Origin of the sequence: Niastella caeni, from assembly GCF_004834005.1 — a bacterium.
GTDB classification, from domain to species: domain Bacteria; phylum Bacteroidota; class Bacteroidia; order Chitinophagales; family Chitinophagaceae; genus Niastella; species Niastella caeni.
In genome coordinates this window covers 160841-179511 of the sequence record NZ_STFF01000006.1, presented here as the reverse complement: position 1 = coordinate 179511, position 18671 = coordinate 160841, and the positions used below count along the sequence as shown (strand labels likewise).

Annotated in this window: 13 protein-coding genes; 9 read left to right on the top strand and 4 right to left on the bottom strand. The window is 45.2% G+C overall.

The genetic code is table 11. From position 1 onward, the window contains the following. Positions 1 to 189: 189 nt before the first annotated feature. Together FAM09_RS21205 and FAM09_RS21200 are read left to right on the top strand one after the other, a co-directional pair. Positions 190 to 3324 (top strand): SusC/RagA family TonB-linked outer membrane protein, encoded by a 3135-nt coding sequence (locus FAM09_RS21205; protein WP_136579153.1) that lies wholly within the window; start codon positions 190 to 192, stop codon positions 3322 to 3324. A gap of 18 nt (positions 3325 to 3342) precedes the next feature. Beyond that, positions 3343 to 4650 carry a RagB/SusD family nutrient uptake outer membrane protein gene (locus tag FAM09_RS21200; RefSeq protein WP_136579152.1) on the top strand — a complete coding sequence of 436 codons (1308 nt, stop codon included), beginning with the start codon at positions 3343 to 3345 and terminating at the stop codon, positions 4648 to 4650. A 64-nt stretch (positions 4651 to 4714) separates the two neighbouring features. Here the strand turns inward: FAM09_RS21200 and FAM09_RS21195 are convergent, their stop codons facing one another. Both FAM09_RS21195 and bioA read right to left on the bottom strand, forming a co-directional pair. After that, the gene (locus FAM09_RS21195) at positions 4715 to 4987 is read right to left on the bottom strand and encodes a SemiSWEET family sugar transporter (protein ID WP_136579151.1); all 273 of its coding nucleotides are present in this window, start codon (positions 4985 to 4987) and stop codon (positions 4715 to 4717) included. Between the two features lie 442 nt (positions 4988 to 5429). Then, positions 5430 to 6698 (bottom strand): adenosylmethionine--8-amino-7-oxononanoate transaminase, encoded by a 1269-nt coding sequence (gene bioA, locus FAM09_RS21190; RefSeq protein WP_136579150.1) that lies wholly within the window; start codon positions 6696 to 6698, stop codon positions 5430 to 5432. A gap of 280 nt (positions 6699 to 6978) precedes the next feature. Here bioA and FAM09_RS21185 point away from each other — a divergent pair, with 280 nt between their 5' ends. The 4 genes from FAM09_RS21185 (at position 6979) to FAM09_RS21170 (ending at position 11148) form a co-directional block, all read left to right on the top strand. Then, complete coding sequence (locus FAM09_RS21185) at positions 6979 to 7539, top strand: RNA polymerase sigma factor (protein WP_136579149.1); 561 nt, start codon at positions 6979 to 6981, stop codon at positions 7537 to 7539. After that, positions 7526 to 9226 carry an outer membrane beta-barrel protein gene (locus tag FAM09_RS21180; protein WP_136579148.1) on the top strand — a complete coding sequence of 567 codons (1701 nt, stop codon included), beginning with the start codon at positions 7526 to 7528 and terminating at the stop codon, positions 9224 to 9226. The genes FAM09_RS21185 and FAM09_RS21180 overlap by 14 nt, the downstream gene beginning before the upstream one ends. 74 nt (positions 9227 to 9300) lie before the next feature. Next, the gene (locus FAM09_RS21175; protein ID WP_136579147.1) at positions 9301 to 10551 is read left to right on the top strand and encodes an LVIVD repeat-containing protein; all 1251 of its coding nucleotides are present in this window, start codon (positions 9301 to 9303) and stop codon (positions 10549 to 10551) included. 9 nt (positions 10552 to 10560) lie between these two features. Next, positions 10561 to 11148 (top strand): hypothetical protein, encoded by a 588-nt coding sequence (locus FAM09_RS21170; RefSeq protein WP_136579146.1) that lies wholly within the window; start codon positions 10561 to 10563, stop codon positions 11146 to 11148. 9 nt (positions 11149 to 11157) lie between these two features. Here FAM09_RS21170 and queG read toward each other — a convergent pair whose 3' ends face one another. Both queG and FAM09_RS21160 read right to left on the bottom strand, forming a co-directional pair. Continuing rightward, positions 11158 to 12045 (bottom strand): tRNA epoxyqueuosine(34) reductase QueG, encoded by an 888-nt coding sequence (gene queG / locus FAM09_RS21165; protein WP_262711679.1) that lies wholly within the window; start codon positions 12043 to 12045, stop codon positions 11158 to 11160. 191 nt (positions 12046 to 12236) lie between these two features. Further along, positions 12237 to 13142: an AraC family transcriptional regulator gene (locus FAM09_RS21160; protein WP_243751742.1), complete on the bottom strand. Its 906-nt coding sequence runs from the start codon at positions 13140 to 13142 to the stop codon at positions 12237 to 12239. A gap of 456 nt (positions 13143 to 13598) precedes the next feature. Between FAM09_RS21160 and FAM09_RS21155 the strand changes: the two genes are divergently transcribed. The 3 genes from FAM09_RS21155 to FAM09_RS21145 all read left to right on the top strand — a co-directional run bounded on the left by FAM09_RS21155 (position 13599) and on the right by FAM09_RS21145 (position 18597). After that, entirely contained in the window at positions 13599 to 15077 is a 1479-nt protein-coding gene (locus FAM09_RS21155; RefSeq protein ID WP_136579144.1) for a xylulokinase, read from the top strand. A gap of 272 nt (positions 15078 to 15349) precedes the next feature. Then, entirely contained in the window at positions 15350 to 16678 is a 1329-nt protein-coding gene (xylA, locus tag FAM09_RS21150; protein WP_136579143.1) for a xylose isomerase, read from the top strand. Between the two features lie 293 nt (positions 16679 to 16971). Further along, entirely contained in the window at positions 16972 to 18597 is a 1626-nt protein-coding gene (locus tag FAM09_RS21145; RefSeq protein WP_136579142.1) for a sodium:solute symporter, read from the top strand. The last annotated feature ends 74 nt before the right edge of the window (positions 18598 to 18671 follow it).

Here is an 18671-nt window from a genome sequence, read left to right as displayed (position 1 = left end):
TCTACCCGAAATACATACATACTAATTAATCCAGCCTCCTCACAGCATGCTATTGCATCAATTGGCCATGCAGGTCATTGATTTATATTTCCCGGCCCTACTGCAACAACTACCCGAAAAAGGAATGTTCACAAACCTGTCCGTTAAACCGATTCATGGTATTTAATTATTAATTCGAAAAAAAGGATTATGACCCAACTTTTATCATCGAATAGTCGGCCAGTAAAAGCAGTTGGCTTATTACTGTTCTGCCAGCTGATAGTGAGCCTGACGCTGGCCCAGGTTCGTATTAGTGGAAAGATAACCGGAACGAACAACCAGCCATTGACCGGAATTTCTGTTACTGTTAAGAATACCAATTATGGATCAGCCACTGATCCGTTGGGTAATTACACCATTACTGCCCCGTTGAAACCAGGCTCTTATGCATTGGAGTTTTCAGGTGTGGGTTTTAAAAAGGTAGAACAAAATATTCAAATTGGCAGTGCTGAAAATTATACGGTGAGTGTGGCCCTTGCTGAAGATGCATTGGGTTTAGATGAAGTAGTGGTGACCGGCACCACGCTGGGAACCACTCGTAAACAATTGGGAAGTTATATCAGCACTATTAAAGCCGATGCGTTGAATAAAGGCGCAACGGGCAATGTACTGGCTGCCTTGCAGGGAAAAACAGCCGGTGCGCAGATCATTCAAAACTCCGGTGACCCCGCCGGTGGTATTTCGGTACGCCTGCGTGGTATTAGTTCTATTAACAGTGCATCTGACCCATTGTATATTGTTGATGGCGTTATTATAAACAATGCAACTAACAGGGTTACCAACACGCAGAGCGGCTATGATGGCAGCAACTTTGTTGGTACCGTGGGACAAAACCGGATGGTTGATATCAACCCCGCCGATATTGAGCGAATTGAAGTGCTGAACGGTGCGGCTGCCGCGGCCATTTACGGATCGCGGGCCAATGCAGGTGTTATTCAGATCTTTACCAAAAGGGGAAGCACCGGGGCGCCCATCGTGAATTTTTCTACCAGCATTATGGTGAGCCACCTGCGTAAAGAACTGGATGTAAACCAGGCGCCAACGAAATTCGGCGGACCAACAGATGGAGCAGGCGCACTTACCCAGGATCTTATTTCAATGGTTGGAACACCTGCTGCGCTGCCAACGAATACAACACCCGTTACCCGGTACGATTACCAGGATTATATTTTTAGAACCGCTTTGGGAACCGATAATAACATATCGGTAAGCGGTGGAAAAGATAAAACCAAATATTATACATCCGCTTCTTATTTCTATAACCAGGGTATTATCAAGAATACCGATTTCAAGCGTTTCAGCTTTCGTTCGAACCTGGACCATGAGTTTAACAAATGGGCCAGCTTCAGCGTAGGCCTGAATTATATTAACAGCACGGCCAATGAAAAGCCCGATGGCAACTCGTTTTTCTCACCCATGAACTCGGTTACTATCATTGGCAACTTTCACGATATCTGGAGGCGTGATGCATTGGGCAACCTGCTAGCAGTAGGTGAGCGTGGTCGCGTAAACCCGGTTTCAGTAATAGAAGATTTTAAACAAAAGCAGGAAACCAACCGGCTTATTGCCAATGCCTCCTTTAAATTAAAACCACTGAAGGGGCTGACTTTCGATTATACCCTGGGTATTGATAATTACAGTCAGCGGGGTACAACCATTATGCCGCCATTTACCTATAATGTGAATGCCGCTTTCTGGGGTGGGGGCGACAACCTGAATCCAACACTCAATGGATATGCCAGCGCCGCCACCAATAATTTTTTTCAGATCAATAATGAAGTGAATGGTACTTACCAGTTCGATATCACGCCCGACATAAGCTCTACTACCCAGGCTGGTTTTTCGCAGCAATATGAAAGGAACGGTTATGTGTTATCGCAGGGCAGGGGGCTGGCTCCGTTTGTTGAAAGTGTGAATGGCGCCAGCACCGTATTACCCGGTGTGGATGACAGAAGTGAATTGTCGGTTTCCGGTACGTACCTGCAACAGAATTTTAAATTCAGGAACCAGTTATTTGTAACCGGCGCCGTTCGGATGGATGGTTCATCGGTGTTTGGAAAAGATCAACGCAACCAGGTATATGTAAAGGCAAGCGGTAGTTATGTGTTATCAGAATCGGAGTTCTGGAATAAACAACCGCTGGCAAAATGGTGGAACCTGGCCAAGCTGCGGATTGCCTATGGTGAATCGGGTAACCTTACCGGTATCGGGCCTTATTCCCGGTTCAATTCTTATAGCACAAATGCATTTATTGGAAGGGCCGCCATCTATTCAAGCACCCAGTTGGTGAATGAGGATATTAAACCCGAACGCCAGAATGAATTGGAACTGGGTACCGATCTGGCATTTTTCAACAACCGTTTAGGGCTTCAGTTCAATTATTATATAAAGAAAGTAAGCGACCTGCTTATTAGCCGGGTTATTGCGCCTACCAATGGTTTCTCCAGTTATTTGAACAACCTGGGCTCCCTGGAGAATAGAGGCTTTGAATTTGTATTAACCGGTACGCCCGTAAGAAATAAAGATGTACGTTGGGATGTTACCGGTATTTACAACCATAACCGGAATAAAGCGGTAAAAATAGGACAGGCATTAACTTTAATAAGCACCAATGCCGGCGCTCCGGTTGCTATTCTGGAAGGAGAGCCGATAGGCGTGTTCTACGGAACTTTCTTTGCAATGGATGCCAGTGGCAACCAGGTTAAGAACCCGGCAGGTTTTCCGCAAACAGAAAAAGGAACGCAGATCAGTCCAACAAGATATACTACCCAGCGCGATGGCGGTGATTTGCCAACAGGCACCACATTAAGAAAAGTGATCGGTGACCCGAACCCTGATTATACAGCTTCCTTAGTGAATGAAGTAAGTTATAAGAAATTCGGGTTGCGGGTACAGTTCGATGCCGTACAGGGCGTTGATGTATGGAATGCTGATTTTAGAACAAGGCAGGGTGTTGGAAATGGTAAAGTAGCAGAAGAAGAACACAGGGGTATTTTACCGCGTGGTTATATCAACAGCGTGTACCAGATTGAGCAATGGCGTGTTGATGATGGTTCGTTTGTAAAGCTGCGTGAGATTAACCTGAGCTACAATTTTGGCAAGTTGAAATTTTTCAATGACCTCACGGTGAGCGCCAGTGGCCGTAACCTGATTTCATGGGATGATTACAAAGGGTATGACCCCGAGGTGAATGCGGCAGGTCAAAGTACGGTTTTGCGTGGAATTGATTTTGGCGCAGTACCTGTGCCGCGCACATTCAGCTTAAATGTTGCAGCTAAATTTTAACACCTCAAATTTGATTTTATGACTTTGCACAATATAAAACGATCTCCGTATTTTTTATTGATAGCAGTATTGATACAAGCTACTGCCTGTAAAAAAGATTATACCGATCCCAATAAAGTTCCGCAAGACCCGGCGCTGAAAACCGCCAAGGGCTTAACGGGTGTAGTTACCGGCCTTCAGCGGGTATATACTGCCGGCAGGGCCAGTGCACTGTATAACATGGTAACTGCAGACGGGTTTGTTACGCGGCAGCTCGATATCAGGAACCAGGGAAACACGGCAGAATATCAATTATATCTCGGCAGCGGTTCGGTTGATGGAACGAATACGATCCTGGCCAGTTTCTGGACTGGCAATAATAAGGTGATATACGATGCCAACAATGTAATTAATAATGCACCCGATTTAACTGATCAGGCCTATGCGAGTGGATTGATTGCCTATGCGAGTATTTTTAAAGCGCTGGCGTTAGGGAACCTTGCTATGTTCTGGGAGCATGTGCCCGATACGATCGGCGCCAATGTTGGTTTTGTGACCAGTGCGCAAGGGTTTAACAAAGCCATTGCGGTATTGGATAAGGCGCTGGCTGCGGTGAGCGCAAACCCCATCAGTGCTTCTTTTATAGCCAATGCACCGGCAGGGATCGACATTGTAAATACCCTGCATGCATTAAAAGCACGGTATTCATTGAACGTAGGTAATTATACGCAGGCATTGGCAGAAGCGAATGCCGTTGATCTTACCAAAAGATCAACCTTCAATTTTGACCCGGTTACGCTGAACCCCATCTTTGAAACAGCAACGTCAACCAATAACGTGTACCAGCCGATCGATTCAACGATGGGATTACCGCCTTCGTTAGCGCCTAACCTCGCCGATAAACGCGTGCCCTTCTATATTGCCATCAATCCCACTACTGCACCACGATATCGAATAAATGGGTTTGGCGCGGCTTTGAATACGGCATTCCCCGTTTATTTGCCTGGTGAAATGACATTGATCAAAGCAGAAGCGTATGCGCGTCAATCTACGCCCGACCTGGTGAATGCATTGGTTGAATTAAACAAGATCATTACCAAGAAACCGGCCAGCGATCCGTTTGGTATAGGTGCCGATCTGCCACCTGATGCTGGTCCATATACGCAGGCGCAGTTACTGGAGCAGATCTATCGCCATCGTAGTATTGAGTTGTATATGTCGGGTTTAAGGTTGATGGATATGCGCCGTTTGAACCGGCCTACCACTGAGCGTAAACGCAGTTTCTTCCCGTATCCTTTTATTGAACGGGATAACAATACCAATACCCCAACTGATCCTTCATTTTAAAATAGGTCCGTGTCACGGTTCCAAACCGTGGCACGGAATTTATTTATCCTGATTGAAAAGGTTTTTATCTTCGCCTTCTTCTCCCGAATGATTTGATCTTTAGTGAGAATATGATCCCCGATAAAGTAGCAGTGATCCCGTTTGCCAACATCAATGGGGTATCATTTATATACAGCCCATAAATGAACCACAAAATAGTGCCTATAAATAGCATGGTAAACGTAACAATAGAAAGGTCTTTGGTACTCCTGGTTTTGATGGTTTTATAAGCCTGTGGAATATATGCTCCGGTGGTAAGCGCAGCGGCAATGATGCCTATGGTGGAAATGGTTGTCATAGTACTGCAAATTTATTAGATTCATTTATACTCTCTCAGCATTAGCTATTTTTTCCGGCGATAGTCCATTTTTTGTGAGAGATGCTTACTTTTTGCAGGAGATGATCTCGCTTCCTCCTATGCTATAGCCACTTTTCGCCATGGTTAAAATTATTTTAGAAGATGTAAGCATTTATTTGGCGACTGTAGGTCTGTTCTTAATGTTCCCAGATACTTTTTCTTCATAGCTGGATTTATTCCTGCTGGGATCGTTTGGGCATGACTAATTTACAACATTTAGGTATACACGTAGAGAAAGATAGCATGTAATTGATTTGGGTCAATGGCTTATAGCCGGGCCATCCCGTTTATAATTATGTATTCAGGTACGCAAAGCAGTCACATCGAATTACATTTGCGCATAAACAATATGAATTGTAACGGTATCATTAATCGATCCAAATCAAACAACCGTCTCCAGCACCTGCACGAGGACGTCATACACTTTTTGCAACTGCTCGTGCGTGATGCAATAGGGCGGCATAATGTACACGGTATTGCCCAATGGCCGCAAATACACCCCCTGCTGCAAGACCTTTTGGGTCACATCCATCCCGATCGTATTCAAATAGCCATCGCGGCCCGATTCAATTTCAAAAGCCATGATGGTGCCAATAGACCGGAGGTTTTTTATGTGACTAACGAACCGGGCATCGGCCCGTAATTGTTCAAGGAATTGTTTGTGGTGTTTTTCAATTCTTTCAATTCGCAATTGGCAACCAGCTTGTAATAACAGGTCCAGGCTGGCTAATGCAGCCGCGCAGGCAAGGGGATTGGCTGTGAACGAATGGCCATGGAAGAATGTTTTCCGCCGGTCCTCGTCAACAAAAGCGCTGTGGATCTTTTCCGTACAAGCCGTAACGCCCAACGCCATGGTGCCGCCGGTTAACCCTTTCGACAGGCAAATGATATCCGGTTTTTCTTGTACATACATGCCGGCAAAAAGTTTTCCGGTTCTGCCAAAACCCGTCATTACTTCATCGGCAATACAGATCACCTCATGCGCATGGCATTGTTTCAGGAAGTCGTTCAGGGCAGCGGCTTCGTATATATTCATGCCGCCAGCGCCCTGTAAAAGGGGTTCATAAATAAAACAGGCGATCTCATCCCATGGACCGTTGTACTGCTGGCCCTGACCAGGGGGATCGATGAATATCACTTCAAACAGCTTTTCCTGGAAGGCGAGGGTGAACACACTGCGCTCGCTGAGGCTCATGGTGCCGAACGTGTCGCCATGATATGAATGGTTTAAAGCCAGTATCTTATTGCGTTTTGCAGAGCCCTTATTCCACCAGTATTGCAGGGCCATTTTAACGCCTACTTCAACGGCGGTGGAACCATTATCAGAATAGAAGATCTTAGCAAATTTGCCGGGCAGAATTTCCAGCAGGCGTTCGGCCAGGCGAACCGCCGGTTCATGGGTGAACCCGGCAAAAATTACCTGTTCCAGCGTTTTGGCCTGTTCATATATTTTTTCTGCTATATATGTGTTGGCATGCCCATGAATGGTAACCCACCAGCTGCTGATGGCATCGATGTAGGCTTTCCCGTTGGTATCTATAATGTAAACACCGTCGCCTTTTGCTACCGGAATGGGTTCGGGCATATACTTTTGCGGCGTGTAGGGGTGCCACACTACTTTTTTATCTCTTTCGGTGAGTGATGCTGCCATAAGGGGGGCAAAGGTATTGATAACTGTTTATGGTTTATAGTTTCTGGTTTTGGTTAAAGCCTTATTTATACGGCGCGATAACACTTCAGCGTCAGAATCAGTCTGCAGTTAAAGGCATAAAAGAAGATCATGAGCCTTAAAATTGAAGAACAATAAACAATAAACTGCCGCTCAACTACCGTATACATAGTGTAAATAATTGTCATATTTGCTGTTTCCCAAATGTTTTTGACAATAGTGCAACGGAATGACCCCTGTAATTGTCAACCACTATCAAGAAATGGATTATAACAGGCTGGTAAAAGATTGTTTGAAGGGGCTGCCGGAAGCCCAGCGACAGCTCTACGAGCATTTTGCTGAGAGTATGTTGGGGGTTTGCTATCGTTATACCAAGTCTGTAGCCGATGCGGAAGATGTGTTGCAGGAGGGATTTATTAAAATTTTTCGTAACCTGCATCAGTTTAAGTTTGAAGGCGAACTGGGCGGTTGGGTCCGCCGGATTATGGTGAATACAGCGCTGAATTATCTCAAGAAGAACAGTCGGTACCAAACCGATCTATCCTTTCCTGACACGAGCCTGCACCCGGTATCAGATGATAACCCCGAAGTGACTATGCAGGCAAAGGATCTGGCTGAACTCATCCGCCAGTTACCGGCGGGTTATCAGACTGTATTTAACCTGCATGCCGTTGAAGGATTTTCACATGTAGAAATCGGAAAAATGCTTGGTATCAATGAGGGAACTTCCCGGTCACAATATGCCCGTGCCCGTGCATTATTGATCACGTGGTTAAAAAAAACGACCGTAGAAACAAAAAAGGAAACGTATGTCCGACCATGAATTTGAGAAACAGGTACACCAGAAGCTGGAGGAGCTGAAGCTGCGCCCTTCTGATACCGTATGGATGGAGGTGCAAAAAAAGATCAGTCAGGATAAACGCCGCCGCCGATTCCTGTGGCTGTGGTTGCCTATGCTTTTTATTTGCTTAACTACAAGCGGTTACATCCTGTATCGTTTTACATGGAATACAGAAAATACTTCAAACATTGCCAAGGCAGTGCCTGCCTCTATATCGAACGAACCAAACGCTGAAACATCGAACATTTCTACTAAGCAAACATCAACTATAAAACCGGTTTCAAATAACAATTCACAAACGCAGAAAAATACCACAGCGCCCATACAAAAAAGTGACAACAATCAGCCGGATGTTATTACACCAGCAGCAGCACATGAAACTACTTCTGTATCCACATTGTCGAGTAAAAAACAACCGGCTATTGTTGTAACTGAAAAAAACATTGAAAAGAAAACAATCGGGAGTAAGAATAAAAAGCAGACTCAACAAACGCTTGTTGATTATGCCAATGGTAATATACCAATTGAAGGGATGAATAATATTACCCCTTCCAGCGTAAAGCCCCGGTATAGAAAAAAGAAAGCAGCAAAAGAAGCCAACGCAATTAAAGACGCTCCGGTTCAACAAGAACTGGTACGGGTTGAAGAAGTAAAGCGGGAACAGGAAGAGGCCATGAACGTTACCATGCCCACCATGGTGAACGATGTTGATAACAGCATTGCTACCAATAAAGCGGTAACAATGCCATTCATGAGCAGGTATGGCCATTTATTGAGGCCCGATTCATTGAGCGCCGCTAACGCAGCAGTATCTATTCCCCGCAAACGGCCTTCCTTATGGCATTGGGGCGTTGTAGCTGATGTGGGTTACTCACGCATTGCTGAAAGCAAACTGTTGCAATTAAGGGGATTATTTGGCGAGAAATACCTGGCAGAAGATCTTTCTCCCAGTGCAAGCCCCACTGGCGTTACTTCAGGTGCCAATTCTTTTAATTTTTCCGCAAGTACTTCCTCTAAGAAAGCATCTCCCATTCAACCTGATCTTTCTTATTCGGTAGGTGTTTTTGTGCAGCGTGCTTTATCGCCTCGCTTTAAATTATCACTTGGGGTAGAATATACTTATATGAGTGTTAATACCCAGGTAGGGCAAAACGTAAAGCAGCCCATTGTGATAAGTACAGATACTGTAAATGGCAAAGTTGTTCCGGAATATTATAAAACCCCTGGCTATAGTTCAACGAATGCCGACGCCACCCTGAATGGTGCTGCTGCCATTAGCCAGAGAACCTACTACGATCAAAAGTACAGGTATCGTTTTCAATACCTGGAAATTCCTGTACTGGCCAACTGGCAAATTAATAAAGGCAGAAAATTGCCACCTGTTGTTCTGGAAGGTGGTGTTTCTATCTCTCATTTACTGTCGGTAGATGCCTTGCATTTTGAAGGCGCCAGAGGAATTTATTACAAGGATAATAGTCTCTTCAATAAAACCCAGTTTAATTTTTTAACTGGTATTAGTGTGGGTTTATTACAACGTAGTAAGCATCCTGTGTGGGTTGGCCCTAATCTTCGTTATTCACTCAATGGATTGGTTGATAAAAATGTATCTACCGGGCAATACTTGTGGTCAACAGGTATTAGTATAAAAATGTTGCTGGGAAGATTATAAAAGAATTCTGAAAAATTACAGGCACAGGCAACGCTTATTTCCTTGCGTTTGTCAGATTACAAAACGCTAAACTTATGAGACGGCATCCAATGTCGGCTTTACAGTTAATGGTGACTGTAATGCTATCCATTTTTTTATCTAACTGCGATAAGGAAAAGGTCACGCAAACGTATACCTGGTATACACCCGATTACAAAACACTTACTGAAGTAAGGGCCGAAATGAAAAGCGGTCCCGGACAGCCACTGAAAAGTCCTGGCAAGATCTACATTTACGGGAATTACATTTTTCTCAATGAATCGAATGCCGGCATACATATCATTGATAACAGTCAGCCTTCAGCGCCGAAGAACATTGCCTTTATTCCCATTCCCGGTAATGTAGATCTGGCTGTAACAGGCAATACGTTGTATGCCGATTCGTACAGCGACCTGGTAACTTTTGATATCAGCAATCCCCTGGCGGTTGTTGCAAAGAAGTTTACAAGTGAGGCCTTCCCTTATCGCAATCTTTATAAGTACTCTGTTACCCGTTCAACCAATACTGATTCTATTCAGGTGATCGTTGGCTGGACAAGGCACGATACCACTTACACTTACGCACCTTATCGTGGTCCAATGTATGCTGATTTTAATTCTTTGGCCAGTGCAAGCGCTGCGCCCAATAAAAGTGGCATAGGCGGATCGATGGCCCGGTTTACCCTGATGAATAATTATTTGTACACGGTATCGAGCCGCGAATTGCATGCCTTTGATATTTCCACACCGCAGGATCCCCAATTCGTTAAAAAGACGTTCATCGATAACCAGTTCATTGAAACGATCTATCCGTTCAAGAATAAATTATTCATTGGTTCATCTGCAGGTATGTATATCTATGATGTGTCAACGCCTGGCAACCCGGTTAAGCAAGGTCAGTTCACCCATGTACGCAGTTGCGACCCGGTGATCGCAGATGATAATACCGCCTGGGTTACCCTGCGTTCTGGTACCACCTGTGGCGGTAATGTAAACGAGTTGCAGGTGGTAAATATCACAGACGTTACTAAGCCTTCTTTAATAAAAACCTATAGCCAAACCAATCCGCATGGTTTGTCAAAAGAAGGTAATATCCTGTTTATCTGCGACGGTAAAGACGGTTTTAAAGTGTATGATGCTGCTGATGCCAACAACCTGAAATTGATAAAGCAAATAACCGGTATGGAAACTTTCGATGTAATTTCCTGGAATTCCAAAGCGTTGGTAGTGGCGAAAGATGGCTTGTACCAGTTCGATTACTCCAATATCAGGAACATTCGATTGATCAGTAAAATAGGCTTAGATTAAAATCCGGTTATGTACATAAAACTTCTTCTTTTTGTTGTTCTTACCGGAGTTGTTCTTATATCCAGTGCACAAGAAGCAAAGCAGGAACAACCGGTCAAAAAAGGCTGTTCCTGTTCTTTCAGTTCCATTAACCAAATTGGGGTGTTGAACGGCGGCAAAGGCGCTTATTTCGAGGCGCAAACCATTAATGGTGTCAGGTATAAAACCTGGTTTGCCGGGATAGGGGTAGGGTTGGATTATTATTTCCGTCATGGCTATCCTGTTTTTTTAGATGTGCGAAAAGACCTTCTTGATAAACCGTTTACCCCCTTTTTTTATATAGATGGCGGCTTTCATTTGGTGAATAAGAAAATAGTACCGGAATCACGCTGGTATCAAAACGTTTATTCCAATGGATTTTATGGAGGTGCTGGTGTTGGGTATAAAGTTGGTTTTCGCTCAAAGTTCCGTGTGCTGGCAAGCGCTGGGTATAGTTATAAAAATGTAACCCGTAAATATGAGAACGTTCTCGGCTGTGGAACACCCTGCTGGGAACATTATTATACGTACAAGAATTATTTGCACCGGTTTTCAATGAAACTGGGTGTGCAGTTCTAATGCATGCCGTTACCTTTTCAGAAATTGTACGTTTCGCTGTATGCCCTGGAATTTGGCCCGCTTTAATGGGGAATGCCGGAATATTTGTTTGAATGCTTCTTCAGTTAGTGATTCCCATTCTTTGGTGGTGAAGTTGAGTATTTCAGGTATGGGCGCAAATCCGGCTTCCCGGGTTGGTTTTGCAAACCGGTTCCAGGGACAAACGTCCTGGCATACATCGCAGCCAAACATCCAGTCGGCAAATTGTCCTTTTTTGTCATCAGGCAGCAACAGATCTTTTAATTCGATGGTATAGTAGGAAATACACTGGCTTCCGTTGATCACTTTGCCATCGGTAATAGCGCCGGTAGGACAGGCGTCGATACACCGGCGGCAACTGCCGCAGTAATCTTTGGCAATAGGGTCGTCGTATTCCAACTCCATATCAACGATCAGTGTAGCTATGAAAAAGAATGACCCCTGTTGTTTGGTGATCAGGTTGCCGTTTTTGCCGATCCAGCCAAGTCCGCTGCGATGCGCCCAGCTGCGTTCCAGTACCGGTGCTGAATCAACGAATCCGCGTCCGTGCACTTCACCAATGTGTTCATTGATGAGGGCTAACAGAGCATGCAGCTTTTGTTTTATCACTTCATGGTAATCTTTACCAAACGCGTATTTTGAAATATTGGGCGTGCCGGTTTGCTGTGTTTGTTGTGGAAAGTAATTCAGCAATACCGTGATCACCGATTTGGCGCCAGGTACCAGTTTGGTGGGGTCAATGCGCAGGTCGAAATAATTTTCCATGTACTGCATATTGCCATGCAGTCCTTTGTTCAGCCATTGCTCCAATCGCCGCGCATCTTCATCCAGTTGCTGCGCCCGGGCAATGCCGCAAAAGTCGAATCCCAGTTCGCGGATGAATGACTTTATTTGTTGGGTATGTTGAAGTTTATAGTTTATAGTTTATGGTTTATAGTTTATGGTTTGTTGTTTATCGTTTAAACTCGCAATAGGCTTTCCGCTTTCGACTGTAGGCTTGCAGCTTGTGGCTTATAGCTTAGCTTTCTGCTTTCAGCGTTCCGCGTTTAGCGTTCCGCTTGTATTCGCCTTCAGCCTTCATTCAGCGTTCTTCCTTCTGCGTTCAGCATCTGGCTTTCCGCGTTCTGCGTTAAGCGTTCAGCCTTCTTGCGGAAACCGGAAGGGGTCAACTGCTTTAGTTTTAAAAACTGCTTGTTGAAGTTCGCCAATGTATTGAACCCGCTTTCGTAACTGATCTCCAATACCGATTTTTGGGTATCGATCAACAGCTTGCAGGCATGGCCAATGCGTACTTCGTTCAAAAAATCGATATATGTTTTCTTCGTACATTTTTTAAAATAACTGCAAAAAGCCGGAATGCTCATGCCGGCGGTAGCGGCCACATCTTTCAGGGCAATGGGTTCCTGGAAATTATCAATAGTGAACTGAAAGATCCGGTCAATGCGGTCTTTATTTTTTGCCTGAAAGGTCTTTACTTCCTGTGTTGACACTGCTTCATATTCATGCGTCGCCGCTATCACCTGTAAACACTCGCATAGCCTGATGATGCGGGCAAAACCCTGTAAATGTTCCAGTTCTGTTAATAAAGATCTCAATTGTTGCCGCGTAGCGCCCTGTATTTTCAAACCCTGCATGGCCACGGCAAACAGCTTTAAAATGCTTTTGCTTTCGGGCAGTTGCATGAAATCGGGCCCCCAGAAATCGTCGGTAAACTGCACCACCACTGCCGCGGTTACCAGGTCTTTATGCGCTTTTTGAAATGTATGCGGCAGGTTACTCCCCAGGAAGAACACATCATCGGTTTTAAATTCGCCTATATAGTTCCCGATAAAGGCCGAACCTTCGCCTTCTATAAACAGGATGAGCTCATACTCAATATGTTGATGCCAGGGCACTTCAAAATGAGGCGTGCGATAGGTGCGCGCCACAAAGGAAGTATTTTGCGAAAGCGGTAGTTTTTCAACCAGTGGTTTCATACCTGGGGGTAAAAGGAACACTATATTAAGCAAAAATAAACATATCGGATATCAATTATATTAAAATAGTTTAGGTTTTCGCAAATAAAGTGGTAGGTGATATAACCAATTGTCAATAATTTCGATTCTTCGATAAAGGTTTTTGGTTAACAGGGCAGCAGGTGTAGGGTGTAGAATCAGATCTCTTCCGAGCTTGCTGCCTTTTATAAGCTGTAAGCTATAAGCTTCAAGCCGAAAGCCCAAAGCCGGAAAGCAAATACAACCTTACACTTCATGCAGTCGCGGTAACAGCAACTCGAAAATCAGAACTTAAAACCAGCAGAGCGGGGCAAGTTCTGAAACCTGGAACCTGGAACTTGAAACTTGTAACCTGAAACTGCATTTCCCGGCAACTGGTAACCGGAAACCGGTAACTGTATTCCTGAAATCTGGAACTATAAATAATTAAGCTGCCATATGCTACTCCTAGGAATTGATGTAGGCACATCTTCTATTAAAGTTTCTGTAGTAGATGCCCAAACGCACGAATGCAAAGCATCTGCTCAATATCCCGAATCTGAATCTCCCATTATTTCACCGCAACCGGGTTGGGCCGAACAATCGCCCGATATGTGGTGGGAACATGTGCAACAGGCTATACAAAAAGCACATGCCGGCAAGGCCTATAATCCTGATGATATTGGCGCTATTGGTATTTCTTACCAGATGCATGGCCTGGTTATGGTTGATGAGAACCAGCAGGTATTGCGCAACTCTATTATATGGTGCGATAGCCGGGCGGTTGAAATTGGTGACAAAGCATTTAAAGCCATCGGAAAAAAAACATGTCTTTCGCACCTGTTGAATTCACCTGGTAACTTTACCGCTTCCAAACTGGCCTGGGTAAAAGAAGAAGAGCCGGCCAACTATAAGAAAGCTGTAAAAATTATGCTGCCCGGCGATTTCATTGCCATGAAAATGACGGGTGAAATTACTACCAGCGTCTCCGCTTTATCAGAAGGCATTTTCTGGGATTTTAAGAAAGACAGGATCAGCAAGGACGTAATGGAATATTATGGTTTTAATGATGAACTGATCCCTGCTGTACAGGATGTTTTTTCGGATCATGGCCGGTTGAAAGAAAACGTTGCCGCTTCTTTATCATTGAAAGCCGGTATACCGGTTACGTATAAAGCCGGCGATCAACCCAATAATGCATTATCGTTAAATGTGCTGGAACCCGGTGAAGTGGCTGCTACGGCGGGCACGTCGGGGGTTATTTATGGTGTAAGCGATGAACTGACCTGTGATCCCGAATCGCGTGTGAACACTTTTGCGCACGTTAACTATACTACCGATGAAAAGCGGTTGGGCGTGTTGTTATGTATTAACGGTACCGGTATTTTGAACCGTTGGGTAAAAAATATCTTCACGCCGGCTATCAGCTATTCTCAAATGAACAGTGAAGCTGCCAGGGTGCCTGTTGGCGCCGATGGCCTGCGGGTATTGCCGTTTGGTAATGGCGCCGAGCGCATGCTGAAGAACGAGATCATTGGCGTGCATTTTCATCATATCGATCTGAACCTGCATTCGCAGGCGCATTTGTTCCGCGCTGCCCAGGAGGGCATTGCCTGCGCATTCCGGTACGGGCTTGATATTATGCGCGAGAATGGCATGAACCCTCAGGTGATCAGGGCAGGTAAAGCCAATTTATTCTTAAGTGAGCTGTTTGTGGAAGCGTTTGTAAATACCACACATGTACCGGTTGAATTATACAACTGCGATGGCAGTGTAGGCGCCGCCATTGGTGCAGGTATTGGCGCAGGCGTATACAAAACACCCAAAGAAGCCTTCACGCAGGTAAAACCATTGACCGTTATAGAACCCACGAAGAAGAAAGAGTACAAGGCGGTGTATGAGGAGTGGAAGGAGCTGCTTGATAAAACACTTGATTAATTAGTCAGGTAGGGATTAGGAAATGAAAAATGAAGAATGATAAATGAGGAATGAGAAAGGGCAGAAATATCGAATATCGAATGCCCAATGTAGAATGTAGAAGTGGAATACAGGAATTGGACCAACTTATTGACTTACACACTCAATAACTGGCTTTCCTCGATGCCTTTATGCCTTGTTGCCTCGTTGCCTCGTTGCCTTCTCTGCTATTATCCATTATACCCTTATCATAAACAAAACAATCTTCTCAAGTAAATAATAAACATAAGAATATGAAAATCATTACTGGTGACAAAGAATTCTTTAAAGGTATTGGTGCCATCAAGTACGAAGGCCTGGAGAGCGACAATCCACTGGCCTTTAAATGGTATGATGAGAACAAGGTAGTAGCTGGCAAAACCATGAAAGAGCATTTACGGTTTGCGGTATGCTACTGGCACACGTTCTGCAACACCGGCGCCGATCCGTTCGGTCCGGGTACAAAGCATTTTGCCTGGGATGCAGCCGGCGACGCGGTACAACGCGCGAAAGACAAAATGGATGCTGCCTTTGAGTTCATCACCAAACTGGGTGTGCCTTACTATTGCTTCCATGATATTGACCTGGTTGATGAAGGCGCTAACTTAAAAGAATACGAAAGCCGTTTGCAAAGCATCGTTGATTACGCAAAACAAAAACAAGCGGCCAGCGGTGTAAAGCTGTTGTGGGGAACCGCCAACGTGTTTTCTAATCCACGTTATATGAACGGCGCTTCTACCAATCCCGATTTTGCAGCCGTTGCCTATGCCGGTACACAGGTTAAAAATGCATTGGATGCTACCATTGCCCTGGGTGGTGAAAACTATGTATTCTGGGGTGGCCGCGAAGGTTATATGAGCCTGCTGAACACCAACATGAAACGCGAGCTCGATCACCTGGCCCGCTTCCTGACAATGGCGCGTGACTATGCCCGTAAACAAGGTTTCAAAGGGGTGTTCTTTATTGAGCCCAAACCATGTGAGCCTACCAAGCACCAATACGATTATGACAGCGCAACCGTGATCGGTTTCTTACGTCATTACGGCCTCGATAAAGACTTTAAATTGAATATAGAAGTTAACCACGCAACCCTTGCTGGTCATACCTTCCAGCACGAATTACAGGTGGCTGCCGATGCCGGTATGCTGGGTAGCATCGATGCCAACCGCGGTGATGATCAGAATGGCTGGGATACCGATCAGTTCCCGATCAACCTGAATGAACTGGTTGAAAGCATGCTTATCATCCTGGAAGCTGGTGGTTTTGCTGGTGGCGGTATCAACTTCGACGCTAAAACCCGTCGGAACTCTACCGACCTGGAAGATATCTTTATGGCGCATATCGGTGGTATGGACAATTTTGCCCGTGCGCTGGTGATCGCTGATAAAGTAATGCAGAAATCTCCGTTTAAAAAGTTCCGTGCCGACCGCTACGCTTCTTTCGACAGTGGCAAAGGAAAAGAGTTTGAAACAGGTGCGTTGAAGCTCGAAGACCTGCGTGAGTATGCTCACTCAAACGGCGAACCCAAACAGATCAGCGGTAAGCAGGAGTGGCTGGAGAATATGATCAATCAGTATATCTGATAGCTAGTAGTAAGTAGCTAGTGGCTAGTAGGGTAGCAGAATGTAAGTTATTAGAAGCAGGAAATAAGAAGTAAAAGGTAAGAAGCAGGATATAGGAAGTAAGAGGTAGAAAGTAAGAAGAACAAAGTACGAGGTAGGAAGTATGAGATAGTCCCAGAACTATTTTGAGCTCCCGTAATCGGACTCTTCTTGCAATCTATTGCTTACTTCCTTTTTTATTTTCATGATCCTTTGAAAATTCTTAAACATAACAAAACGATTGTAACAAACTTGTAAACTAAAACGCTTGCCATATGCAATTTCTTGGTTTAGTTGACTGGATATTCGTTGGCCTGTACATGGCCGTAATTGCTGCGATATCGATCTGGTCTATTCGAAAAGCAAAAGACTCGCCGTCTGATTATTTTTTGGCCAACCGCAATCTTGGCTGGTTTGTGATCGGTGCTTCCATCCTGGCCTCTAATGTGGGGTCTGAGCACGTGGTTGGTCTGGCCGGTACGGCCGCTAACTCCGGACTGGTAATGGGGCATTATGAATTGCATTCCTGGATCATCCTGATCCTGGGCTGGGTATTTGTTCCGTTCTATATGCGAAGTATGGTGTACACCATGCCCGAGTTCCTGGAACGGCGGTACAATAGCCAGTCGAGGATGTTGCTGTCGATCATTCAGCTACTCAGTTACATTATTGCAAAAGTATCGGTAACCATTTATGCCGGTGCGCTGGTGGTAACTTCGTTTTTAGGCGTTGACTTCTGGACGGGCGCCATTGTTTTGGTAATTATAACGGGCATATACACGGTATTAGGCGGCTTGCACGCGGTTATGTATACAGAGACCCTGCAGGCCATCATCCTGATCGTAGGTTCGTTGACACTCATGATCGTTGGATTGGATAGAGTAGGAGGCTGGGATGCGCTCGTATCATCCCTGCCCAAAGAGAAATTGAACATGTTCCCGCCGTTGAGTGACCCTGAATTTCCCTGGGCTGGTATCCTGTTCGCTTCGCCCATTGTGGGGCTATGGTATTGGTGTACCGACCAGCACATCGTGCAAAGATGTTTGGCCGGCCGGGATGAACGCCAGGCCCGCCGGGGAACCATATTTGCCGCTTTCCTGAAACTGTTCCCTTTCTTCATTTTTATGATCCCTGGTATCATCGCTTATACATTGGCGAAGCAGGGTAAAATTGTATTACCTAATGGCGACCAGGCGTTTCCTACGCTGGTAAAAGAATTAATGCCGGTTGGTTTGCGCGGGTTGCTGGCAGGCGGTTTATTGGCTGCCTTAATGAGTTCGCTGGCGGCTGTGTACAACGCCTGCTCTACTTTGTTTACAATGGATATTTACCAGAAGTACCGCCCCAATGCAAGCAATCACCAACTGGTAAAAGTGGGCCGTATTGCTACTGGTATTGCCGTTGTGCTGGGTATGATCTGGATACCCATCATGAAAGGGATCTCAGGAGTATTGTATCAATATTTGCAAAGCGTACAATCGTACCTGGCGCCACCTATTGCCGCCGTGTTCCTGTTGGGTGTGTTCTCTAAACGTATCAACGCCAAAGGCGCTTATTCCGCCATGGTGGTAGGGTTTATAATTGGCATGGTGCGCATTATCCTGGAGTTGAACCGGCAGCATTTGAGCGGTTTCTTATACGATTTCGCCACCCTGAACTTCCTTTACTTCTGTATAAGCCTGTTTATTTTCTCCATCGTGCTGATGGTTGTGGTAAGCTTACTTTCTGAAAAGCCCAACGAAGCGCAATTAAAGGGTTTAACGTTTGCTACCACGGTGGCTGAGGACAAAGCGGCTTCGCGTGCGAGCTGGACAAAAGTGGACGTGATATTGTCGTTGTTTGTGCTGGTGTTCATCATCGTTGCGTTCCTGTATTTCTCACCATTGGGAGTTGCCAAATAAACAGCAGGAAAATATAACATTGCATGTGCCATCCTGGTTCGGCGGGATGGCATTTTTCTTCGCTCACCGTCCCC